Origin of the sequence: Sulfurimonas sp. HSL3-1 (assembly GCF_039645995.1) — a bacterium.
Taxonomy (GTDB): Bacteria; Campylobacterota; Campylobacteria; order Campylobacterales; family Sulfurimonadaceae; genus Thiomicrolovo; species Thiomicrolovo diazotrophicus.
This window is the reverse complement of record NZ_CP147920.1, coordinates 1,459,604-1,481,382: the sequence shown is the minus strand read 5'-3', so window position 1 is coordinate 1,481,382 and position 21,779 is coordinate 1,459,604. Positions and strand designations below refer to the sequence as shown.

Genomic DNA, 21,779 nt, shown 5'->3' with positions numbered 1-21,779 from the left:
GTTGCCGCTTCTCGACTTGGCTATGGCCAGGCCTTCAAAACGCCGCCTTGATTATGGCTTTTCTCTGCTTCGCGGAAACTGCACAGGGGTTATAAATATACCCTTACCTCCGGGATGGCTTTCAAGGAGCGTTCGAGGCCAATTCTTAATTGATTGAATGCGCTTTGTCGCGACAAAGCTCTTTATTCTCAATATTAGCTTCGACACGTCGAAGCGCATAAAATCGATAGGCAGAATGTCGTTAAGCGTGCCTTGAAAGCCGCTGCGGAGGCCCAAAGCCGGGAGCAGCGTGCGATTCGCGCAACGACGATTTTCTTTTGTTTCTTTTCTTTGTAAAAAGAAAAGATAGAGAAGAGTATTGCTTTGCCACTTTTTTAGAAAAAGTAGCACAAAAAGCGGCCTTTCGCGAATCGCTCACCCTTTCTCGGCTTTGTGCCTTCAGGGTGGCTTTCAAGGAGCGCTCAATGCCAATTTTCAATTTGATTGGATGCGCTTTGTCGCGACAAAGCTCTTTTTTCATATTAGCATTGGTTCCCGAAGCACATAAATCAATAGGCTAAGTGTCGTTAAGCGTGCCTTGAAAGCCGCCCTGGAGGTAAGGGTATATCTATAACCCCTCAAGCCGGGAGCAACGAGCGATTCGCGCAACGACGATTTTCTTTTGGTTCTTTTCTTATGAAAAAGAAAAGAATGGAACAGACCAATTCCTGATTTGATTGGATGCGCTTCGACGTGTCGAAGCTCTATGGATTTCGTGAAGCGTATATTGACGATTTTTACATAGAATTTATACTCATGGATTATCCTTGTCCGAAAAAAGGATACATTCATGCACAGTCTACTGCTTTCAGCGCTCGTTCCTCTCTCCCTATTGGCCGTCACCCTGCCCGAAAAAGCACTCTACCTCGAAGGCAGTAGCGACAAAGGCATCATTCTCGCGCATGGCAAGGGGATGCATCCCGATTTCAAAGTCGTCGGGCCGTTGCGAAAGGCGCTGCACGAAGACCTGGATTTCCACACCCTCTCCTTGCAGATGCCGACGAACCACGAGGATTACGCAGGGTACGAGGCGGAGCAGCCGCGTGTAAACGCCATGATCGACCAGGCGATCGTCTACTTGAAAGAGCACGGGGTAAAGTCGATCTACCTCATGGGGCACTCTCTGGGGGCGGGAATGACTTCGGGCTACCTTGTTTCGCATCCCGACGCCTCCATTGACGGCTACATCGCCGTAGGGTGCCGGGGCAACGGTAGCAAGGTCGTCTCCTGCAACGACAACATGCCGAAGATCAAAACGAGCGTGCTGGACGTCTGGGGCAGGGCGAACGCGGAGGATGAAGGGTTCGCCGCGACACGAAGAAAACTTGTCGGTCCGAAGTACAAACAGTACGGCATCGACGGCGCGAACCATGTGCTCGACGGGGCCGAGGGGTTCTTTGTCGACGAGGTCGAAACGTGGCTTGAAGGTCAGGAAACGGAGTGATTTTATCGTGAAGGAGTCAGGCCGGCCCGGCGCGCATTGCACCGGCCGGGGGATTAATAGATCCCCGACTTGCCCGGTGCCAAGATCCCTTTGGGGTCGAGCGCGCGTTTGATTTTCTGGAAGACGTTGTGGATCTCAGGGCCGTACGTCTCCGCGACGAGGTCCATAAACCCGCTGCTGGTACGGTAAACGCCGTAGCCCTGGGCGGCAAACTCCCGGACCAGCTCCGCGTAACAGTCGTGCGCGCGCTGCATCTCTTCGGGATCGTTGCGGTTATAGAGCAGGTCGACGATATGGTGCATGTCCCGCCACCCCACGATAAATTCGGCGACGTAGTCGAATTCGTATTTGTTCAGGATCTTTTTGGCCAGGGCGGACTGGTTCAGGGTGTGTTTCCCCTCGGCAGGCGCCACCGGTGCGAACCACATGCTCCCCCCGCCGCCGCGCCAGTTGTACAGGCCGAACTCCTGAAGGGTCATGTAGCCCCGCATCAGATCGGCGCGGTATGTGAAGATGGGGTCGTCTCCCATCTCGGCCGCGGTCAGGAAGGCAACATTTTTGAAGTTGGCGGAGACGGCCGACTGGATGATCTTCCAGTTGAGCTCGTTGGCCTCTTCCGTCCCGTACAATCCCGCATAGACGTTCCAGGTGCCCATGCCGGTATCTTTTTTGATCTTTTCGATCTCCCCGTCGGTAATGGCGCGGTTTCCGTCGACATAGTCCGCGCGGCTGACGACGCCGGCCGCCTCGTAGAGCGTGCTGGCGATGGTGAAGGCGTTGGGGATGATGTTGGCGATACGCAGCGGGCGCAGGACCTCCACGATCTTTTCGACATCTTCGACTTTGTCGAAGGTGATGCAGAAGGGTTTGTACGCCGGCGGTTCGGGCATCAGCCACATCCCCATTTTCGTACAGATGCCGTAGTTGCTCTGTGTGAAGATACCGTCGAGGTAGGGGCCGTAGCCCCATTTGAAGACGCCCCAGCTGGTCGAGTTCTCAATCCCGCCCATCCCGGTCCGGAACTCCGAGCCGTCGGCCAGGACGATCTCCATGCCGCACTGCATCATAAAGTGTTCGCCGTAGGGCGTATAGCCAACGCCGCGGTCCATCGTGTTGCCCAGGGGGCTGGCGATGGCGCTGGGTGCCGGGCACGAAAGCCAGAGTTTGTACCCTTTTTCATGGATGTAGTCGAAGAGCTGCTGGTAGGTGACACCGGGCTCGACAATGGCGTAGCACAGATCGGGGTTCACCTCGATGATGCGGTTCATCTTGTGCAGATCGAGGATGACCGAACCCCGCTGCGCGGGCGCGGCGGTACCGTACCCCATGTTTTTACCCGTCGAGAAGGTCCAGATCGGGATGACATATTTGTCGCACACCTTGACGATCTCGACGACCTGCTCTTTGGTTGACGCCTGGACGGCGAGCGCCGGCATATGCTCTTCGATGGGCACGGCCATCATGATCTTCTCATAGGGGAGCATCTCCTCGTCGCCGATGAGCACGTTCTCCTTGCCTACGATTTTGACAAACGCCTTGATGGCTTTCTGCATCGTTTCATGCGAAACGTTTTTCGGCATGGCCGTCAGTTTATTACTCATTTAATCTTCCTTATGCTTTGAATACGAATGAGACAAACGCGTTCTGAGCGAAATGTCCGGTGGTAAAGTCGTGTCGTTTAGCGACGGCCGCCGCTTTGAGTCCGACGACGGTGTGGTAGGCCGAGACCGCCATGCCGTACCGGTCGGTACTGAGCGCATCGATATGGTCGAAAACCTTCTTCATCGTCGTGGCGGAGAGGGTTGATTCCGTATGGTGCGTCCCCGATGCGGTGGGCATATGGGTAATCTCGGAAACGAAAGAGACCCGCGCCGGCATGGCCGCCTGCTGCAGCAGGGCATAATCGCTCGGCGCCACCAGGCCGCAGAACGTCGCGCCCCTGTGTTCGGCGATGGCCGCGGCAAGCAGGCGGAAGTTTTCCAGCCTGTCGCTGCCCAGGCGGATGAGGTCGCCCGCATCCGGGGCGTCTACATAGCCGGTTTCGTCGGCACGAGCGGAAACGACGGTGATGAGTCTGCCGCCTTCGTTGCCCTCGGCGCCCGTCGCGGCGAGCGGGGAGGAGAGCGCCGCCGCTGCCGCGGCCAGCGCGGCGTGTTTCATGAAAGCTCTACGATACATCGCCGCGCCTCACTTTGCCGTCGGATCGGCGATCGTGCCGTCGGCCAGGTTCGTCGCCAGTTCCATCAGCGTCGCGTCGTCTATTTCCGACTTCCGGAAGGCGGGCATGGCGTTGCTGCCGTGTCTCACCGTCTGGAAAATCCCTTCCGCTCTCGCCTTTACACCCGCGGCGTCGTCCATTTTGGTGAAAATGGAGTGCGGTGCGGTTTTCAGCGTATGGCAGTGTGCGCATACTTTTTGAAATGCCTCTTTCCCGTCTGCAAATTTGTATTGTTTGCCAAGTTCGACCGCGAACATGGACGTACCTGCAAACAGAAGCGTGATAGCCAATCGTGTCATATGACCCCCTATTTAGATGTGTTCAGCCGAAAATATAGGGAAAAAAAATCGCATAAAAATCGCAACGGAAAATTTGTATTTTTTCTCGGCGACCCCTTGACATCCTGTGCGGAATGTGGGATAGAATATCGTTTCACATCATGTACGCAAGGTTGGTTTTGAACCGTACTCATCTTGAATTTTCCGATCGGAACAAGGCGAAGATCCAGGCCGCAGGGTTTGCGTTTGCCGGTGTCATCGGGGTCGCGATTGTTGACAGGATTTCGATCGGTCTGATCCAGATCAAAGAAGATACGTACGGTCTGCCTTTCCTGATCGGCGTCCTTTTTTTCCTGTTAAGCGCAATTTTTCTCTACTCTTTGCTGCGCAAAACGGCCATGGTCGCCGAAAAGGCGCAGGCGACGCTGGCGGCTTGCCAGCGCGAGGAGAAAGAGGAGCTCCAGCTCTTCAACTTCGCCCTGGACAACAGTGCGGACGCCATCTACTGGTTCACCTTCGACACCCGTTTTTTCTATGTCAACGACGCCGCCTGCAAGATGCTGGGGTACTCGAAAGAGGAGTTGCTGCAGATGAAACTGTGCGAGATCGATCCTAACAGCGATCTCAACGGCAGGGCGTTTCTCGAAGAGGTCAAGGAGCGCGGGTTCGTCTGTTTCGAGAGCATCCAGATCCGCAAGGACGGCAGCCGTTTCCCCGCATCGGTATCGACGAACTATTTTTGCAACGGGACGCACGAGTTCATTTGCGCGTTCGGTCGGGACATCACCGAGCAGAAAGAAAAAGAAAAAATCATCATCGAACAGAACCGCGCGCTGAAGCACTCCCTGGAGGACAAAGAGGCCCTGATCAAGGAGATCCACCACAGGGTGAAGAACAACCTGGAAGTGATCTCCTCGTTGCTGCAGATGCAGAACCGCCGTGAAACGGACCGGCATGTCAAAGACGCGCTCTCCAAGAGCCAAAGCCGTATTTTTGCCATTGCGCTCGTCCATGAAATGCTCTACAAGAACTCCGGGCTTGCGACGATCGATATGAAACAGCACCTCGAGCGCCTCTCCGAGGCGATGATGGAGCTTTACGACCCGAACGAACGCATCGCCGTGCATGTCGAGGCGGACAACGTCAGCCTCTCGATGGACAACGCCGTGCTGGTCGCGCTGATCGTGCATGAGCTTTTTCTCAATGCGATCAAACATGCATTCAAAGGGGACGGCCGCGGAGAGATCCGTATCTTTATCCATCATGCGGAGGACGGGAGCATCCTCTTCGGTGTACGCGACAACGGCGTCGGCTTTGATCCGAAGACGACGGACATGACCAACACCCTGGGGTGCCAGCTGATCAACTCCATCACCGAGTTCCAGCTCAACGGAACGATCGAGGTCGTCAACGACAACGGCTTCTGCTGCACCATCCGTTTCCGCCCCAATGAGCAGGGGAGCAAATGAAGCCGGGCATCATGATCGTCGAAGATGAGAGCATTATCGCCCTGAATATCAAGGAGATCCTGCTGATGCAGGGGTACGAGGTGACCGGGATCGCCCCGGACAGGGCAAGTGCATTCGCCCTTTTGGAGCGCAGGAAGCCGGACCTGATCCTCATGGACATCACCCTCAAAAACCGTGAAGACGGCATTGAACTGGCCCGGAACATAACGGCAGACCTGGAGATACCCATCGTGTTTCTGACGGCGAACGACAAGGACAAAACGATTGACCGGGCCATCGACATCCAGCCCTACGGTTATATCCTCAAGCCCTTCAAAGAAGCGGTGCTGAAAACGACTATAGAGATCGCTTTGAAGAATTTTGCGGCCAATCGGAACCTCTCGACGACAATCGATACGATCAACCACGAGTACACCACTATCCAGAACCGCCTCCTGCTGGAAGAGAATGCGAAAAGCCATTTTGTCAGGTTGAAGTACGGCTATCTCTACGATACGCAGGAGGATGTGCTGCTGTTGTCGGGAAAGGAGGTGCCGCTGAACGATAAAGAGAAGAAGTTCATGAGGCTCGTGGTCAAGAATTTCGGCCAAGTCGTCAGTGTCGAACAGATCGAGAATTATGTCTGGGACGGTGAACTGGTCGGGGAGGGGGCCCTGCGTTCCCTGATCTTTCGAATTCGGCAGAAAGTCCCCAAGGATCTGATTACCTGCTACTCCAAGATCGGGTACAAAGTCACCCTCGGGTGAGACGCGCCCTCAAAGCGCGGCGGCCGCTCCCTGGCCCGGGGCGGGGAGAAAAGCCTAGTTATACCCGATAATCGGGTCGTCCTCTTTGGCTGCCCAGTTGTCGGAGACGAACTTCCAGTTGATGAGTTTCCACCAGTTCTCCAGGTAGGCCGCGCGGTTGTTGCGCTGGTCGATGTAGTAGGCGTGTTCCCAGACGTCGCAGACGAGCAGCGGGCGCAGACCGTCCTTGATGGGCGTTTCGGCATTGCTGTACTTCTTGATGGCGAGGCTGCCGTTTTGGTTGACGAGCCAGACCCAGCCGGAGCCGAAGAGGCTCGCGGCGGCGTTGAGGAAGGCGTCTTTGAAATCCTCCATGGAGCCGTGGTCGTGCTCGATCTTGTCCATGAGTACCGTGGAAGGAGAGGTCTTCTCCGTGCTCAGGCCGTACCAGTAGAAGTCGTGGTTGAAGACCTGTGCGGCATTGTTGAACGTGGGGCCCTTGGATTTGCGGATAATGTCGAGCAGCGACGCGTCCGCGTATTTGCCGCCTTCGATCAGCTTGTTGAGATTGTTCACGTAGCCCTGGTGGTGCTTGCCGTAGTGATACTGAATCGTCTCCGCGGAGATCATCGGTTCCAGTGCCGCCTCTTCAAAAGGCAGTTTCATCAGTTCGAATGCCATTACTTTTGCTCCTTGTTGCATTGGTGTTCTTCTGTTTTTGTTGCATAAGCTCTTTTAATGTGCAAAAATGAATCTCACCGCACGGTTGGGCGCCTTGCCGCCCAATGATACCGCCGCCGTACCCGCGGAAATTCCTTTGGCATTCGCTTGCTATTTTTGAATATTTCAGGTATAATTAAGCCATTGAAAGATGATCTAGAGTTTCATCTTGGTTTGTGACTATTGAAGAGTTCCTCAGTATTTCTATTCCTCGTTTTACTCCGCATTATATTTTGACAACACTCCAACAAGAAGGTTTTGCAATGGCAGATCTTAAACACGGAACCGTTAAATGGTTCAACAGCGAAAAAGGCTTTGGGTTTATCGCCCCGAATGAAGGCGGCGACGACGTATTTGTACACTTCCGCCAGGTTAACAGAAGCGGCTACGGTCGTGTCGAGCTCAACGAGGGTCAGGAAGTGACCTACGAAATCGGCCAGGGGCAGAAAGGCCCGCAGGCGGAGAACGTTACTGCCCTGTAACTCCTAGCGGCGGAGCTTTCCGCCGTTCCAGGCGTTTGATTAAGAGAGCACTGCTCTTTTATAGAGCGACTAAAGGACCCCGATGGACACGAAGGAAGAGACACTCAAGGCATTGAATGAAGGCAAAGAGCTGACCAGCACCGTCACGGGTCTGAAATACAAACTCATCGAGGGACTCCTCCACTCCAGAAACAGCGAACGCGCCCAGTGGGAGCGCAGCGGGCTGGATTTTTACAACCCCGTCTCCTGGCAGAACCTGCAGTACTGAAAGACACCTGCAAGGTACCACCCTTCCCGGGACGTCCGCGCTCCCATACGCACAGAAGGTCTATATCCATGCACAAAAGATTTGAAGGGACCGTCATCTGGTACGACGCCGAAAACGGTTACGGCATTATCCGTCTCCGCGCCGAACGGCGGACCGTCTCTATCGCGGAGTGTCAGATTCACCACCACCGTGCCGACGGCATCCGCGCCCTGCGTGTCGGCCACGATGTCTCTTTCGAGATCGTCGATACCGAAGCCCACAACCTCTACTTCCTCTGATCAGCCTCCGTCTCCCCGACCGCCGGCAGGCTACGGCAGCAGCTCGTGCAGTGCCACGATGTAAAAGGGGACCTTCTCCCGCATCGTCATGTCGGTGAACCGTTCGCAGGCGGCCTGGACGGCGGCCACGACCACCATGTAGTACTCTTCGATGATGGAGTGGTCCAGCTCCAGGATGTCGGCGATCTCGTTGCAGGCCATCCGCTCGTCGTCCTCATCCATGTTGGGCACCCAGGCGCGCCCGGGGTCGCGCAGGCAGACGTAGCCGTGATCGTCGATGAGGTAGTAGAGTTCGGCGATCTTCTCCTTGTCGAACTCATGGATGCCTCTTTCGAAAAAAGCGTCCTGTACCTCCTGCAGCGTTATGATCGTACCTCTTGGCACATTGACTCCTTTTGCGTGCTTTCTCCGTGGCTCAATGCAGGAAACGGGCGCGAAATCTGACGCCGTTTTGTGCGTGGAAGAACAAAAAATGTAGGTCCGGGGAAAACCACAAAGGAACCGACTTATGATTTTCAACCATGAACTGCCACCGGAAGTACAACAAGCCATCCTCGCCATGGACCCGGGCGACGCCCTCCCTCTGGGAATCGAAAACGATGAGCCCATGATCCTGCTGCGTCTCAGCGACGGGGCGGAGGAACTGCTTGACGCCCCCGAGCTGGAGTGCGACTTCAAGCCGACATTTTTGCTGATGCCCTATGACGGCAAAACGATCGGGGTCTGTATTGTCCAGTTCCGTCTGAACAAAGACGACAACTACATCTTTACGACACACTACGACATTACCGAGCCAAAAATGTACGAATCCCTGAAGGCGCTGCTGAAAATGGACAAGTACAACGTCATCATTGCCACCGTTGCGAATCATACGGGGATGCCGGTCGAGACGCGCTTTGTCAGAACGTTCGATCCCCAGGAGGTACTGGAGCGGGCAAGGGGCGAGGCGCAGAATGAAGCCGGAGACGGCATGGCCTACCACATTTTTAACGGGATGATCGCGCAGATCGGCGACTACCCCACCGTCTGGCACACGCTCGAGGAACTCGCCCCCGCGCGCAAAGAGTGGCTGCTGCAGGCGTAAACGCGCCTGCCTAGCACTGTTTGGCGGCGCGGATAAAGGCCCGCATCTTTTCGCGGTCCTTTTTGCCCGGTTCGCTCTCGACCGCGGTACTGACGTCGACGCCGTAAAAGCCGTAGGGGAGGGCCTGCGCGACGTTTTCGGGCGTCAGGTTGCCCGAGAGGATGATCTTCGAGCAGTCCTTGCCCTCGAACCACGACAGGTCCAGGCTGCCGTCCGCTTTGAGCGTGTTCGCGCCGAAGACGTCGACGATGCGGTAGCGGTCGCTTAGATAGTCGACGTCGGCCTCGCGCTGCGCGCGCACGACGCGCAGGTGCGGCGCGACGAGGGAACCGTACAAAGCGTCCGTCGCCTCGAAGTGGATCTGGGCGAGGGTGATGCCGCTCAGCGCGATCGCCTTGTTGATGAATTTGGCATCGCTGTCGACGAAGATGCCGACCTTCTCGACGAAGGGGGGCAGCTGCTCGACGATCTTGAAGGCCGCCTCGGGTGTAATGAAGCGCCGGGAGCCCTGGAAAAAGATAAAGTCGATGGCGTCGGCGCCTTCGTCCACGGCGGCGAGCGCATCCTCGAGATTGGTGATGCCGGTGATTTTTACGCGCATCTGTCCTCCTGTCGTATGTAAAGATGGTGCGGCCTCCGATAGATGCCGGAGCGCCTTTCACCCTCTGTAATGCAATGCCCGTTCACGCTGGCGCTCCCCGCTACTGTTTTCTAAGAACTCCTCCGCTAGAATCGACACAGACAACGAGAAGGAGATCTTATGCAAATACTCAAACCGTATCTGGAAACGATGCCGGACGAGAACGGCTTTTTCGGCAAATTCGGCGGCGCGTTCATTCCGCCGCAGCTCGAGGAGCCTTTCCGGGAGATCCGCGAAGCCTACGACAAACTGTCGAAATCCTACGAGTACCTGCACGAGCTGCGCAAGATCCGCAAGCACTACCAGGGGCGGCCGACGCCGGTCTATTACGCGAAAAACCTCAGCGCGTTCTGCGGGGGCGGACAGATCTACCTCAAGCGCGAAGACCTCAACCACACCGGCGCGCACAAGCTCAACCACTGCATGGCCGAGGCGCTGCTGGCCAAGTACCTGGGCAAAAAGAAGCTCATCGCCGAGACCGGGGCGGGGCAGCACGGCGTGGCGCTGGCGACGGCGGCGGCCTATTTCGGGCTGGAGTGCGAGATCCACATGGGCGAGGTGGACATCGCCAAGGAACACCCCAACGTCGTGCGGATGAAGATCCTCGGTGCCAAGGTCGTTCCCGCGACGCACGGGCTCAAAACGCTTAAAGAGGCGGTCGACTCCGCGTTCGAGGCCTACCTGGCCGATACGGAGACCCAGATGTTCGCCATCGGCTCCGTCGTCGGGCCGCACCCCTTCCCGCGGATGGTGCGCGACTTCCAGTCCGTCGTCGGCATCGAGGCCAAAGAGCAGTTCTTCGAGATGACGGGCAAACTCCCCGACCATGCCGTCGCCTGCGTCGGCGGGGGCTCCAACGCGATGGGGCTCTTTTCGGGCTTTATCGACGATCCGGTGCAGCTGCACGGCGTCGAACCGATGGGCAAGGGGGAGAAGCTCGGCGAGCACGCCGCCACGCTTACCTACGGCGAGGAGGGGGTGATGCACGGTTTCAACTCCATCATGCTCAAAGACGCCGAGGGCAACCCCGCGCCGGTGCACTCCATCGGTTCGGGCATCGACTACCCCTCCGTCGGGCCGGAGCACGCCTACCTGCGCGAGATCGGGCGCACCATCGTCGGTACGGCGACGGACGACGAAGCGGTGGACGCCTTCTACAAACTTTCCCAGTACGAGGGGATCATCCCGGCGCTGGAATCGGCCCATGCCGTGGCCTACGCGATGACGCTGGCGCGCGCCAACCCCAAAGACGCCATCCTTATCAATCTCAGCGGGCGCGGCGACAAGGATATCGACTACGTTATCGAGCACTATCCCATCCCGCCGAAGGGGTAAGTACCTCGGGAGGAACAGAAATTGTAAGGGAGAAAAAATCGCCTAAAGGAAAAGATATCATGACCTTGCAAGACATACTACTCAAACTCGCCCGTGCGGCGATCGAAGAGAGATTCGGAAAACCGTTCAGTTTTTCAAAAGAGATACTGATGGAGCAGTTTCCGCAGCTCTCCGAGCAGCGCGCGACGTTCGTGACGATCAACATCGACGGCGATTCGCTGCGGGGCTGCATCGGCTCGCTTCTGCCCCACGCCACCCTCTTCGACGACGTCGTTTACAACGCCAAAGCCGCGGCCTTCAGCGACAAACGTTTTTTCCCGCTGAGCGAAAGCGAGTACCCTTACTGCAGCATCGAGATCTCGCTGCTGGGCCTCCCCGAAGAGGTGGAGTACAGCGACGCGGAGGATCTTAAAGCGAAAATAAGACCCGGAATAGACGGGGTGATCTTGCAGCAGGAAGACCGCAGCGCGACCTTCCTGCCCCAGGTGTGGGAGGAGTTCCCGAGCTTTGACCACTTCTTCGGCCAGCTCGGCGTCAAGGCGGGCATCCGAGGGTTTGCGCTCGACCAGCATCCCCGGATCTATATCTACCAGGTCGAGCGTTTCGAGGACAGGGCACTGGATGACGAAGAGGCGCTTTCCGAGGATGCTGCGGCTGCCGAACCCACACCCGCAGCCTCCTATGCGACCGCCCAGGACGCCGAGGCGGGCTTCTACCGGGCGTTGGAGTACGGGGACCTGGACGCGATGCTGGGCGTGTGGGCCGAGGACGATGCCGTCGTCTGCATTCACCCCGGCGGAGAGCGCATCCAGGGGAGCGCCGCGGTCAACCGGAGCTGGCGCGAGATGCTCTCGGGGCAGCCTATCATGCGTTTCGAACTCGAAGAGGTACAGCGTACGGGGGATGCGCAGCTCAGCGTCCATACGCTGCGCGAACGCATCTTCGTCGGCAGCCAGCTGGCCGGGGTGGCGCTGACGACGAACGTCTATAAGCAGGAAGAGGGGGGATGGCGGATGCTGATGCACCACGCCTCTCCCGATCCGGTGGTGATGCGCTAGCATCCGCCGGCGCGGGCGCAGTTTAGAAAACCGGTTCGGTAATGTTCATGCGGTAGAGGAAGACGCCGTCGATGACGACGCCGTTGATCTCTTCGCGGGTGAAGTTGATGCCCAGGATCTCGTCGCCGGTATTGACGACGGAGTTGAGCAGTTCGAGGATCGGCGCGTCGTCGAAGGCGAGGCCGATGTCGGTGAGGGCGAGTTCGGGAAGTTCCGCATCGTGCAGGGCCATGAGTTCCGCGACCGCCGCATCGAACGCGGCGTCATCGACGGTGTCGATGTGCCCGACCAACAGCTGCCATGCGTCTTGTTCCGGGTTGTAGATCCAGAATGCCGCTTTGGGCTTAAGCCCGCGCTCGTCGAGCAGTTCGACAAAGCGTGCCCCGCTCGTCATCATGTTTTGTGTCAATGCTTTCATTGGTTTCCTTTGGTGTTGGGATGGAGTTCGGCCATGCCGATGGCCTGCGCGTTTCGGGGTGTATTGCACTTTACGCTCCAACGCCGGGGAGGGCTGGGCAGAACGGGGGTTTTCCATTCGCGGCGAATTACTGTAAAATCCGCTAAATGCTCTAAAGGCCAGGATGATGCAAGCTTTCGGAAAATTCGCGACCGAGTACGATCTGGAGTACCTCGTCGAACACTACCTCTACTTTAATGCCCCGGACGAGGCGATCACTGCGGAGGATCTGCCGCGACTGCTCAAGAAAAAGAACAAAACCGTCGCGGGGACGATCTTCCTCTACAACCCCGCCATGGCGCCGGAGGGGTACAACGTCGATACGACTCTGTCGGAGCAGGGCTACGCCTTCGACGGCCGCTATACGCCGCTGCAGTTCAACAAACTGATGGATATCTTCCAGTCGCGCGTCCACGGTTTCGAGGGGAAACTGATCGAGGTGAAGTACCTCTTCAACTACAACCGGCCCGACATCGAACCGACTTCGGTGATGGAGACCTTCAACGAGGATATCGAAAAGCTCCCCTCGTTCCAGCTGACCCGTTTCAGCCGCGAGCTCAACTACCACGACGTCAGGAACATCCGCCTCAGCGGCAAGTTCGTCTTTTTCGCCTGGGGCAACCGCTTCGACCGCCACCACCCCAACATCCTTGCCTACGCCAAATCCATTTTCGATCAGAGCGCGAAGATCGGCAAGGAGCGTGCCTACATCTACGACCCGGGGCTGCGGCAGCAGATGAGCGAAGAGGGGGTGCGGTTCCTCCACCCCGTCGCCGCCGGTAAACTCAAAACGAAGGTGACCGAGGCGCTGGCCCGGGCCTTCGACACGAACCCGCCGCTCCCGACGCCGTACGAGGTATAATCGTAGAAGTACTCATACTTCGCTCATAGTGCGGGCGTACCATTTGAGTATCCCACCTGAAAAGGAGCACGTCATGAAAAGGGTAATGACATTAGCGGCAGCATTATCGCTGCTGGCGGCGACGGCGCTGTTGGCGCAGGGCCCGGGCGGCGGGACCATGCAGAAGTCCCAGTCGCAGATGCAGACGCAGCAGATGCAGATGAAGCAGAGCGGCATGATGATCCAGAACCAGACCTATCTGCAGACGCGGGACCGGACGAAAGACCAGCTTCTCGACGCGACGAAGGACCAGGACAAGGACCAGACACGTGACCGCTTGAAAGATCAGATCGACGAGCCGGATCAGGACCGCCTGCAGGACAGACTGCATGATCGGGTCGATGTGCCGGACCAGGATAAGGACCAGACACGCGACCGATTGAAAGATCAGATCGACGAGCCGGATCAGGACCGTCTGAAGGACAGACTGCAGGACCAGGTTGACGAACCCGACCAGGATCGCGACAGAGACCGCATCCACGTCGAGAGCGACTAACGTTCTCAGGCAGACGGGATTCCCCGGACTGCCGCCTCTCTTTTTTCCCCTTTGCTAAACCGCCTCTTCATCATAAAACACATAAAACAATGGATATAATAACTTATTGCGCTGTCAGCAGCAGATAAACCGACAGGAGAAGAGACGATGCCATCGCCTACCGATATCAATGCCACCCAGGACATCAATACGAGTCTGTACTGTACTCTTCAAACGATGGGAACGTCCGATCTGGACAATATGATTGTCGGAGTAGGCCTGCTGCTCTTCTTTATCGGGATGCTTGTGTTCAGGTACCGGGCGATCATCTCGCCGTCGATGATGCGCCTCGAGTCCGAACTGCAGTCGCTCCGGGCCCAGGCCCTCGCGTATCCCGACACCCCCTCCCAGAGCAAATTGGTTGCAGAGCAGAAGAGCATCCTCGAGATGATCGAGCAGAAGGTCGTGGGGCTGAACGCACTGGATAAATGCTTTATCAGTTCGGGCCGGATCATCTCGGGCTGGCGCATGCTGCATAATGCAAAAAACATCATCATCGACGATATCGGGGACATCAACGAAGAGCTGGAGGTTACCCGCCTGCGTCTTGCCGAACTGGATTCGGCGGAGGCGAAGAGCCTGGCCAAACGCATCGAACTGAATCTCAAAAAAGAGGAGGCGACGGAGAAGAGCCGGAAGCAGCTTCTGGTGGAGGGACGGCGCGTCTATTACAGCTACCGCGACGACTATTTCGAGATGCTCGCCGATTGGCAGAACAAGACAATGTGGCTGACGTATATTACCCTTCTGTTCATCGCGATGCTGCTCTGGGTCGAGCAGAATGCACTGCTGCTCGTCGCAGGGGGAATAGGCGGTCTGCTCAGCAAGCTCAGAAGCGTGATCCAGAAACCCGATATCCCGAATGATTACGGCTTCTCATGGTCCACACTCTTCCTGACGCCGATGGTCGGGGTGCTGACGGGATGGGCAGGCCTCTATCTTGTGATCGTGTTTGTCGAGGTGGATATCTTCGGGACGCTGTTTAAAGAGATCCTCAGCGGGTCGCAGGGGTGCCCCTCCGCGGCGTTGATGATCATCGCCCTGGTCTTCGGCTACTCGGCCGGTCTCTTTGAAAAAATGATTACCAAGGTTGAGACCTATGCGACGAAGGAGAAGAAGAAGATCGACATCGCGGGGGGCGCGGCCGACGGCAACGAAGGGTGATGCGGCGCGGCTGTTAAACGGCAGTCTCGGTAATGGCCTCGTCCACGACGACGATGTTTCTGCCGGACGCCTTGGCCTCGTAGAGGGCTTTGTCGCTGCGTGCGATGGTGGTTTTGAGGTCGTCCCCCTCATGGTAGATGGTGACGCCGAAGCTCGCGGTGATCTGCCCGACCTCCGCGAACGCCGCGGTTTCGATACGCTCGCGGACCCCCTCCGCAATGGCGGTCAGGCTATGGAGGCTGTCGACCATCATAAGCAGCAGGAACTCCTCGCCGCCCCAGCGGATGATGAAGTCCTCCTGACGGATGGCGCGGCGGATAACGTCAACGAAGGTTTTGAGCACTTCGTCGCCGCGGTTGTGGCCGTAGGTGTCGTTGACGCGCTTGAAGTGGTCCAGGTCCACCATGATGACCCCCAGCAGTTTCTGCTGTGCATTGGATGAGTGGCAGAGCTTGTGGAAGGAGGCGTCGAGGAATTCGCGGTTGTAGGCGCGGGTCAGCTTGTCCCGCGAGGCACGTCGTTCGAGCTCCCGCTGGTTGAGGATGGTCAGACTGATGTCGGTGAAGACGACAATGTAGCGCTGCCCGGGGATGGGGTTGATCGTGACGGTGTAGACGCGGGGCGTCCCCTCGCGGTCGAGCATCTTGACGATCCGCCGCGTCGCGGGGGTCTCCATCAGTGTTTTGACCCACTGCTTGCCGTCGGGGACCTTGCCAAGGTGGAAAAAGCGTTCGTCGGCGATGAAAAGCTCGCAGATGCACTCGTGCTCCTTGAGGAACTCCTCGAGGGAGTCGTAGCTGAACGACTCGAAGAAGAAGCGGTTGGCGAACTTCAGTGTATAGCCGTCGGTGAGGATGACGACGTTTTTTTGCAGGTCGATAAGCGACTGCAGCTGGCGCTTGTCGATTTCGATGGCACTGCGCTGCAGGTTGGCGCGGTAGAGGAGGTAGAAGAGCAGGGCCAGGAGGGCCACGACGACGCCTGCCATGACCTTGTACTGAAAAAAGCGGGCCTGGAGGTCGCCATGCTTGCGGTCGATGATGATGTAGGCAACGGTTTTGCGGGAGATGGCATTGACGACGGGGACGAAGGTGATCGCGTAGAGGTCGCGGTCGTTGGTTTCAAAGAAGTTGAAGGCCTTCCCCCGGGCCAGCATCGCGTCCAGGGAACCGTTCTGCTTGATGTAGGCGCGGAGCAGCGTCGTCGTTTTTGAAGCGTGCCGCTGGAGCAGGACTCTTTCGGTCATGTAATTTTCAAACAGTTGCGAGGGCACATAATAGCTCTGTTCTTCGGGAAAAACTTTCGATTTTACCGTGTCGGCGAGAATGATAAAACCGGTGTCGGCATGGATGTCGTGGCGGATCCTTTCGAGGATGGTCTGCATCGAGATGGAGAGTTCGACGCTGCCGAGGTAGTCGTTTCCGTCAAAGAGGGGGTAGACGAAACGGTAGCCGTTGAAGATGCGCCCCTCTTCGAAGCCGCTGACGGGTTGGTGCGTCTTGTTGACATAGGCGACGCTGTCACGCACGCCGGTCAGATCGTCCCCGAACCGTTCGGGGCGGTGAAAGCGCAGAAAGCTCTCGTTGTTGCTGAGATGGAAATGCATCTGCTTGAGGTGGTAGAGGCTGAGATTGCGGTAGACGGGGAGCAGGAGGTCGTAGAGCCGTTGGCGGATCGCGGCGCGCTCCGTCTCCGATGCCGACGGCACCTGTTTGAAAAGATCGATGACGTCTTTGACGTTGATGCGGTTGTAGAAGATGATGTCGGCCTGGGATTTGAAACCGCCGATGATGCTCTGGTAGGTCGTTTCCGTCAGCTCTTTTTCGGCGGAGAGATGCCCCTTTACGCGGTCGGAGAGGATGTCGTGGCTGAAGAGGAGGATCAGCAGGGCACTTAACACAAAAAAGACCAGGTATGTCAACGCCGGTGCCCAATGCAGTTTCTTGTGATAAATGTTCATATTTACAGTATATAAAAGGGATGATTAATTTTTTCCCTTGGGGTGGACTTTACCTGCCGATATCGAACAGTCTCAAGACGAACTTGTAGAGCAGGAACAAAAACAGCAGCGGAAAGACGACGGTCTGGAAGACGAAGGCGATGATCAGCCGGACGATCTGGTCGCCGGCGGCATTGGCCTCGGCCTTATAGTGCTCGACCTGCTCCGTATAGTAGCTGGTACTGAAGAGGCTGTGCGAACTTTTCTTGAACCCCTCAATGTCGTCCGAGATCGCCGTGACCCCACGGTCGAGTTCGACAATATTGTATTCGGGTTGGACAAAATGGGCGTAGACGAGGTCGTTGGTGAGGGCCATAAGCGGCACGCTAAAGCGCAGAAAGACCATGATCACGGTGATCTTGAACAGGAGTGTACGGGGTTTTTCGTCGCGCTCAAAACGGACAAAGAGCCAGAGGTTGTAGGCGAGCACGAGCGCGAGCAGCAGGTAGTTGAAAAGGGGGTCTGTGACGATATTCATAAAGATCGTCTGGATCCCCAGGGAGGTGATGGAAGCCAGCATGATCCAGGAGAAGCGTTCGATGAGGTCGTTGACGGGGTCGAGCACCTCTCCCACGGCGAGGGTGACGCCGGGCGGCCCGACTTCGGTGCCCTGTATGACTGAGATGACGGCGTTGAGGGACTTGGCCGTGCCAAAGACGACAAGGGCCTGTTGAAAGGAGCTATCGACGATCGCGCGCCCGGGCCTATCAAAGGTGCCGGTAAAGGAGAGCAGCAGCATCAGCAGCGACAGCGTGACAATGAGGAGTTGATTCCGGCGGCGGCGCAGGAAGGGGGCGGGCGTTTCGGATGCGGGCATGGGGGCTCCTTGGGTCTTGCCATATCTTAGCGAAACTGCGCCCGATCTCTCACACTCCGCTCACTCTCCTGCTCTACAATTTCGGCATCCCAACAGAAAAAGGACATAGGATGAAAAAGACAATCATGGCATTGACAGCAGCGGCACTGGTCGCTTCCACGGCGGCAATGGCGCAGCAGGGCCCGGGTGCGGGTGCAGGTGCGGGCACGGCAACGATGCAGCGCGGCGCGGCAATGATGCAGCAGCAGATGCAGAGCCAGATGCGCTACCAGTACCAGGTCCGCAATATGACGCAGGCGCAGCACCAGTACAAGCACCAAAACGGTGTCGAAGAGACGGTCACCGAGCCGGAAGTCGTCGAAACGACCGACCCCGTCGCCGACGCGGAGTAATCCCCCGGCACCCCGCCGGGCGCGCCCGGCATTTTGACGGCTACGGCCACCCCGCTAACTGATAACCCCTCCCAAAAAACCGCTACAGGTACATATATTGCATATCGCTTTGACAAGAAAATCTATAGCGAAAAGCAAGCGGATGAGCAGCTTTCTGACTATGAAAATTCCATAGGAAGGATGACATTATGGCAATGGTAAACCGCGCAAAGATCAAAGAGTTGTTGAACGAGAGTGCCTGTTCGCACAGTAAAGACAAAAAACCCGGCGAGGGGTGCGACAAGCCCAAACCGGGCCTTGCGGCAGGAGGGTGCGCCTTTGACGGCGCACAGATCTCGCTCTTTCCCTATGCGGACGCCGTCCACCTCGTACACGGCCCGCAGACCTGTCTCGGGGCCTCCTGGGAGACCCGCGAGAGCCTGAGCTCCTACAACGGACGCAACCACACCTTTATGGGCTTCACGACGGGGATCACGACGAACGACGTCATCTTCGGCGGAGACAAGCGCCTGGAAGACTCCATCGACTACGTTGTCGAACACTACAAACCCGAAGCGATCTTCGTCTACTCCACCTGTGTCACGGCGCTGGTAGGCGATGACATCGACATGACCTGCAAACTCGGCAGCGAGAAGCACGGCGTGCCGGTTGTCCCGGTGCATGCGCCGGGCTTTGTCGGGGGCAAGAACCTCGGTTCGCGCCTGGCGGGCGAGGCGGTGCTGGAGCACCTGATCGGCACCAAGGAGCCGGAATATACGACGAAGTACGACATCAACCTGATCGGCGACTACAATGTCACCGGCGATATGTGGCAGTATATGCCGATGTTCGAAAAGCTCGGCATCCGCGTTCTCGCCTCCATGAGCGGCGACGGCCGGGTCGGCGACATTCGTACGGCCCACCGCGCGAAGCTCAACGTCATCGTCTGTGCCAAGTCGCTGGTGACGCTGGTGCGCAAGATGAACGAGAAGTGGGACATCCCCTGGGTCTCCGTCTCCTTCTACGGCAAGCGCGACACGACCTTCGCCATCCGCGAGATCGTCAAAGGGCTCGGCGACCCGGAACTGATCGAGAAGGCCGAACGCCTGATCGACGAGGAAGAGGCGAAACTCGACCTCGCCCTGGAGCCCTATCGCCGGATGTTCAAAGGCAAAAAAGCTGTCCTCAATACCGGCGGGAACAAGGCGTGGTCCATCGCGTCGGGCCTGCAGGACCTCGGCATCGAGGTTGTGGCGACCTCTATCAAGAAGTCAACGGCGGACGACATCGAAAAGGCGCGCGAATACCTCGGTGAGGACGGTGTGCTGATGGACAAGCCCGCCGCGCAGCAGTCCAAGGTGATCGACGAACGGGGTGCCCACATCCTCCTCGCCGGGGGACGGAGCCTCTACACGGCGATCAAGAAGAAGATCTCCTTCATCGACGTCAACCAGGAGAAGAAGACCTCCTACGGCGGCTACAACGGACTCATCAATCTCGCCGAGGACCTCAAGTCCGCCTTCGCGAACCCGGTGTTCGCCAATGTTTCGGCCAAAGCGCCCTGGGAAGTCGGCTGATCCGCGACTAGCGAGACAGCCTTTGCGCTTCCGATCCGTGTCACGGTTTTCGGCAAAGGTTCTCCGGGAAGCATAACGTTTCCCGGGAGATTAAGTTGCTATCACATTTTTTTGCTATAATCCTTTATTCACAAAATATATTGAAGAAACTCTGATAAAAGTTGTATGTTTGTCGTTATAATGAATGACACGAATACAATACTGGTAAAGGTAAGACTGCAATGAGTGAAACAGCTCAACGCTTTGAAGTGCTGATAAAAAAACACTATTATATTTATGAACGCTACGGCGTCGATGTGACCTTCGCGCTCCTGCACCACACCGAACCGCTGGACATTCAGACCCTCGGCGGTTTCTTGCGCCTCTCGGACCACCTAGAGAAGATCGATGACAACCACTACTTCATCGTCTTCGACTTTACGGACTCGGCCCGTGCCCACAAGGCTAGCCAGAACCTGCTCTGCAAGCTTGACGATCATTTCCGCAACGACACCACCTACATCGCCATGGACAGCTTCGACACGTCGAAAAACGCCCAGATCGTGCTCAGCCGCCTGCAGCAGATCCTGGTCGAAATTCGAAAAAACCCCCGCAAACGCATCGACAGCGAACAGATCCTCGACGGCCGTACCTAAACGGTCCTTCCCTTTTTTTCGGTAACAGCGAAGCGGCGCCGCCCGTGCGCTATGCGACGAGGTCGGCGAGTGCCTTGAGGCCCTTGGGGGTCAGGTAGGGGCGCATTGCGCCCTGAACGTGCGTAAACATTCCCTCCACATTGCGTTCATCAAGCGGCGTGCCGAGGGTTTCGAGGAAGGGGATCCAGAACTGTGTGGCCAGGAGGGTCGTGTCGGCGAGGTGCTCGAGGACGTTTGCGTAAGGCACCTGCAGGCAACCGTTTTCCACAAGGTTGGTGAGCACGCGCAGGATGCGTTCGCGGTGGGCCAGGTTGTCCCGGACATAGAGGGCTTTGAGTTCCGGGTCGCGCGAGAGCAGAAAGAGCAGCTCGCGGTGGAAAAAGCGGTACTCCCAGTAGACCCGGCCGAGGTGCAGCATGTGCTCGTGCAGCGCGCCGATGGAGCCGGGGAGGGCTTCCGTGGCCAGTTCCGTCTGGGCTTTCATCTCCTCGTAGAGCCGAAGAATGATCGCTTCGCGGTTTTTGAAGTGGTAATGGAGATTGCCGGGGCTCATCCCGAGCGCCGCGGCGATATGGTTCGTCGTCGCGGCCTGCGTATTGCTCTCGTTGAAGAGCTTCAGCGCCCCGGCAAGGATTTTCTTTTTCGTTCCCATGGCGGCATTATACCGGCTTGGCGATCCCCTCGAGCTCGATGGTGATCTTCACCTTGTCGCTCAGTGCCACACCGCCCGCTTCGAGCACCTGGTTATAGGTCAGTCCGAAGTCGCTGCGTTTGATGCTCCCCTCCAGAATGATGCTGCTGCGGGTCATGCCCCACGGGTCCTTGATGGTCCCCGACACTTCCGCTTCCAGGGTGACGCTGCGGGTGACCCCGTGGATCGTCAGCTCTCCCGTCACGCTATCGCCGTCGAAGCTGGTCATGGTAAAGGTGATCTCCGGGTACTTCGCCACGTCGAAGAAGTCGGCGCTGCGGAGATGGTCGTCGCGTTTGGCGTTGTCCGTATCGACGCTGGCGCTCTTGATGGTGCCGGAGAGCGCTTTGAGCACTTTGCCTTCCAGATCGTAGTTCCCGCTGAATTCGGCGAAGCGTCCGTTGACGTTACTGATCATCATATGGCGGATCTTGAAGCCGACGTTCGAGTGGGTCGGATCGACGTCGTAGACGGCGCCAAGGAGCAGGGAGGTGGAGAGGGAGAGCGCCGCGGCGGCTCCCAACATGCGAGTGTAGATTTTCATTTCGTATCCTTTTTGGCATCTCCTGGCTCCACAGAGGGTGCTCAGAGGTG

The 21,779-nt window shown here is 57.3% G+C and carries 27 protein-coding genes; 15 read left to right on the top strand and 12 right to left on the bottom strand.

Features of this window, described 5'->3' with window-relative positions; translation table 11 throughout:
- Positions 1-241: 241 nt before the first annotated feature.
- Positions 242-520: a hypothetical protein gene (locus WCY31_RS07620; protein WP_345971922.1), complete on the bottom strand. Its 279-nt coding sequence runs from the start codon at positions 518-520 to the stop codon at positions 242-244.
- 309 nt (positions 521-829) lie between these two features.
- Here WCY31_RS07620 and WCY31_RS07615 point away from each other — a divergent pair, with 309 nt between their 5' ends.
- Entirely contained in the window at positions 830-1,483 is a 654-nt protein-coding gene (locus WCY31_RS07615; RefSeq protein ID WP_345971921.1) for a DUF3530 family protein, read from the top strand.
- 53 nt (positions 1,484-1,536) lie between these two features.
- Here WCY31_RS07615 and WCY31_RS07610 read toward each other — a convergent pair whose 3' ends face one another.
- From WCY31_RS07610 to WCY31_RS07600, 3 genes are read right to left on the bottom strand one after another with little or no spacing between them, the layout of a single operon-like run.
- The gene (locus WCY31_RS07610) at positions 1,537-3,084 is read right to left on the bottom strand and encodes an FAD-binding oxidoreductase (RefSeq protein WP_345971920.1); all 1,548 of its coding nucleotides are present in this window, start codon (positions 3,082-3,084) and stop codon (positions 1,537-1,539) included.
- Between the two features lie 10 nt (positions 3,085-3,094).
- On the bottom strand, positions 3,095-3,661 hold the full coding sequence (locus WCY31_RS07605) for a twin-arginine translocation signal domain-containing protein (RefSeq protein WP_345971919.1): 567 nt from the start codon (positions 3,659-3,661) through the stop codon (positions 3,095-3,097).
- Between the two features lie 9 nt (positions 3,662-3,670).
- Positions 3,671-4,000, bottom strand: coding sequence for a cytochrome c (locus WCY31_RS07600; RefSeq protein ID WP_345971918.1), 330 nt, complete (start codon positions 3,998-4,000; stop codon positions 3,671-3,673).
- 158 nt (positions 4,001-4,158) lie between these two features.
- Here WCY31_RS07600 and WCY31_RS07595 point away from each other — a divergent pair, with 158 nt between their 5' ends.
- Both WCY31_RS07595 and WCY31_RS07590 read left to right on the top strand, forming a co-directional pair.
- A complete protein-coding gene (locus WCY31_RS07595) occupies positions 4,159-5,448 on the top strand; it encodes a sensor histidine kinase (RefSeq protein ID WP_345971917.1) in 1,290 nt (429 codons plus the stop codon).
- Entirely contained in the window at positions 5,445-6,194 is a 750-nt protein-coding gene (locus WCY31_RS07590) for a response regulator transcription factor (RefSeq protein ID WP_345971916.1), read from the top strand. The genes WCY31_RS07595 and WCY31_RS07590 overlap by 4 nt, the downstream gene beginning before the upstream one ends.
- A 54-nt stretch (positions 6,195-6,248) precedes the next feature.
- Here the strand turns inward: WCY31_RS07590 and WCY31_RS07585 are convergent, their stop codons facing one another.
- Entirely contained in the window at positions 6,249-6,854 is a 606-nt protein-coding gene (locus tag WCY31_RS07585; RefSeq protein WP_231018295.1) for a superoxide dismutase, read from the bottom strand.
- A 302-nt stretch (positions 6,855-7,156) separates the two neighbouring features.
- Here WCY31_RS07585 and WCY31_RS07580 point away from each other — a divergent pair, with 302 nt between their 5' ends.
- The 3 genes from WCY31_RS07580 to WCY31_RS07570 all read left to right on the top strand — a co-directional run bounded on the left by WCY31_RS07580 (position 7,157) and on the right by WCY31_RS07570 (position 7,921).
- A complete protein-coding gene (locus WCY31_RS07580; RefSeq protein WP_345969215.1) occupies positions 7,157-7,375 on the top strand; it encodes a cold-shock protein in 219 nt (72 codons plus the stop codon).
- Between the two features lie 82 nt (positions 7,376-7,457).
- On the top strand, positions 7,458-7,643 hold the full coding sequence (locus WCY31_RS07575) for a hypothetical protein (RefSeq protein WP_345969214.1): 186 nt from the start codon (positions 7,458-7,460) through the stop codon (positions 7,641-7,643).
- Positions 7,644-7,711: 68 nt separating this feature from the next.
- Positions 7,712-7,921, top strand: coding sequence for a hypothetical protein (locus tag WCY31_RS07570; RefSeq protein WP_345969213.1), 210 nt, complete (start codon positions 7,712-7,714; stop codon positions 7,919-7,921).
- A 30-nt stretch (positions 7,922-7,951) separates the two neighbouring features.
- On the opposite strand, the gene WCY31_RS07565 is transcribed toward WCY31_RS07570, so the two are convergent.
- The gene (locus tag WCY31_RS07565; protein WP_345971915.1) at positions 7,952-8,305 is read right to left on the bottom strand and encodes a hypothetical protein; all 354 of its coding nucleotides are present in this window, start codon (positions 8,303-8,305) and stop codon (positions 7,952-7,954) included.
- A 124-nt stretch (positions 8,306-8,429) separates the two neighbouring features.
- Between WCY31_RS07565 and WCY31_RS07560 the strand changes: the two genes are divergently transcribed.
- Positions 8,430-9,005 (top strand): hypothetical protein, encoded by a 576-nt coding sequence (locus tag WCY31_RS07560; protein WP_345969211.1) that lies wholly within the window; start codon positions 8,430-8,432, stop codon positions 9,003-9,005.
- A gap of 10 nt (positions 9,006-9,015) precedes the next feature.
- Here the strand turns inward: WCY31_RS07560 and WCY31_RS07555 are convergent, their stop codons facing one another.
- On the bottom strand, positions 9,016-9,606 hold the full coding sequence (locus WCY31_RS07555; protein WP_345971914.1) for a phosphoribosylanthranilate isomerase: 591 nt from the start codon (positions 9,604-9,606) through the stop codon (positions 9,016-9,018).
- A 165-nt stretch (positions 9,607-9,771) separates the two neighbouring features.
- Here WCY31_RS07555 and trpB point away from each other — a divergent pair, with 165 nt between their 5' ends.
- Positions 9,772-10,980, top strand: coding sequence for a tryptophan synthase subunit beta (trpB, locus tag WCY31_RS07550; protein ID WP_345973769.1), 1,209 nt, complete (start codon positions 9,772-9,774; stop codon positions 10,978-10,980).
- Positions 10,981-11,039: 59 nt separating this feature from the next.
- Positions 11,040-12,038: an AmmeMemoRadiSam system protein A gene (gene amrA, locus WCY31_RS07545; protein ID WP_345969209.1), complete on the top strand. Its 999-nt coding sequence runs from the start codon at positions 11,040-11,042 to the stop codon at positions 12,036-12,038.
- Positions 12,039-12,060: 22 nt separating this feature from the next.
- On the opposite strand, the gene WCY31_RS07540 is transcribed toward amrA, so the two are convergent.
- Entirely contained in the window at positions 12,061-12,456 is a 396-nt protein-coding gene (locus tag WCY31_RS07540) for a hypothetical protein (RefSeq protein ID WP_345969208.1), read from the bottom strand.
- A gap of 163 nt (positions 12,457-12,619) precedes the next feature.
- On the opposite strand from WCY31_RS07540, the gene WCY31_RS07535 reads away from it, so the two are divergent.
- The 3 genes from WCY31_RS07535 (at position 12,620) to WCY31_RS07525 (ending at position 15,095) form a co-directional block, all read left to right on the top strand.
- Positions 12,620-13,357 carry a hypothetical protein gene (locus tag WCY31_RS07535; protein ID WP_345971913.1) on the top strand — a complete coding sequence of 246 codons (738 nt, stop codon included), beginning with the start codon at positions 12,620-12,622 and terminating at the stop codon, positions 13,355-13,357.
- A 73-nt stretch (positions 13,358-13,430) separates the two neighbouring features.
- Positions 13,431-13,892 (top strand): hypothetical protein, encoded by a 462-nt coding sequence (locus tag WCY31_RS07530; RefSeq protein WP_345971912.1) that lies wholly within the window; start codon positions 13,431-13,433, stop codon positions 13,890-13,892.
- Positions 13,893-14,039: 147 nt separating this feature from the next.
- Positions 14,040-15,095, top strand: coding sequence for a hypothetical protein (locus WCY31_RS07525; RefSeq protein ID WP_345971911.1), 1,056 nt, complete (start codon positions 14,040-14,042; stop codon positions 15,093-15,095).
- Positions 15,096-15,108: 13 nt separating this feature from the next.
- On the opposite strand, the gene WCY31_RS07520 is transcribed toward WCY31_RS07525, so the two are convergent.
- Entirely contained in the window at positions 15,109-17,055 is a 1,947-nt protein-coding gene (locus tag WCY31_RS07520; protein ID WP_345969204.1) for a diguanylate cyclase, read from the bottom strand.
- Between the two features lie 49 nt (positions 17,056-17,104).
- The gene (locus tag WCY31_RS07515; RefSeq protein ID WP_345971910.1) at positions 17,105-17,911 is read right to left on the bottom strand and encodes a hypothetical protein; all 807 of its coding nucleotides are present in this window, start codon (positions 17,909-17,911) and stop codon (positions 17,105-17,107) included.
- 110 nt (positions 17,912-18,021) lie between these two features.
- Here WCY31_RS07515 and WCY31_RS07510 point away from each other — a divergent pair, with 110 nt between their 5' ends.
- The 3 genes from WCY31_RS07510 (at position 18,022) to WCY31_RS07500 (ending at position 20,494) form a co-directional block, all read left to right on the top strand.
- Positions 18,022-18,303: a hypothetical protein gene (locus WCY31_RS07510; RefSeq protein WP_345969202.1), complete on the top strand. Its 282-nt coding sequence runs from the start codon at positions 18,022-18,024 to the stop codon at positions 18,301-18,303.
- A gap of 188 nt (positions 18,304-18,491) precedes the next feature.
- Entirely contained in the window at positions 18,492-19,859 is a 1,368-nt protein-coding gene (gene nifE / locus WCY31_RS07505; RefSeq protein WP_345969201.1) for a nitrogenase iron-molybdenum cofactor biosynthesis protein NifE, read from the top strand.
- Between the two features lie 221 nt (positions 19,860-20,080).
- The gene (locus WCY31_RS07500; RefSeq protein ID WP_345969200.1) at positions 20,081-20,494 is read left to right on the top strand and encodes a hypothetical protein; all 414 of its coding nucleotides are present in this window, start codon (positions 20,081-20,083) and stop codon (positions 20,492-20,494) included.
- A 49-nt stretch (positions 20,495-20,543) separates the two neighbouring features.
- On the opposite strand, the gene WCY31_RS07495 is transcribed toward WCY31_RS07500, so the two are convergent.
- Positions 20,544-21,146: a TetR/AcrR family transcriptional regulator gene (locus WCY31_RS07495; protein WP_345971909.1), complete on the bottom strand. Its 603-nt coding sequence runs from the start codon at positions 21,144-21,146 to the stop codon at positions 20,544-20,546.
- A 7-nt stretch (positions 21,147-21,153) separates the two neighbouring features.
- The gene (locus tag WCY31_RS07490; protein ID WP_345971907.1) at positions 21,154-21,729 is read right to left on the bottom strand and encodes a YceI family protein; all 576 of its coding nucleotides are present in this window, start codon (positions 21,727-21,729) and stop codon (positions 21,154-21,156) included.
- Positions 21,730-21,779 lie beyond the last annotated feature (50 nt).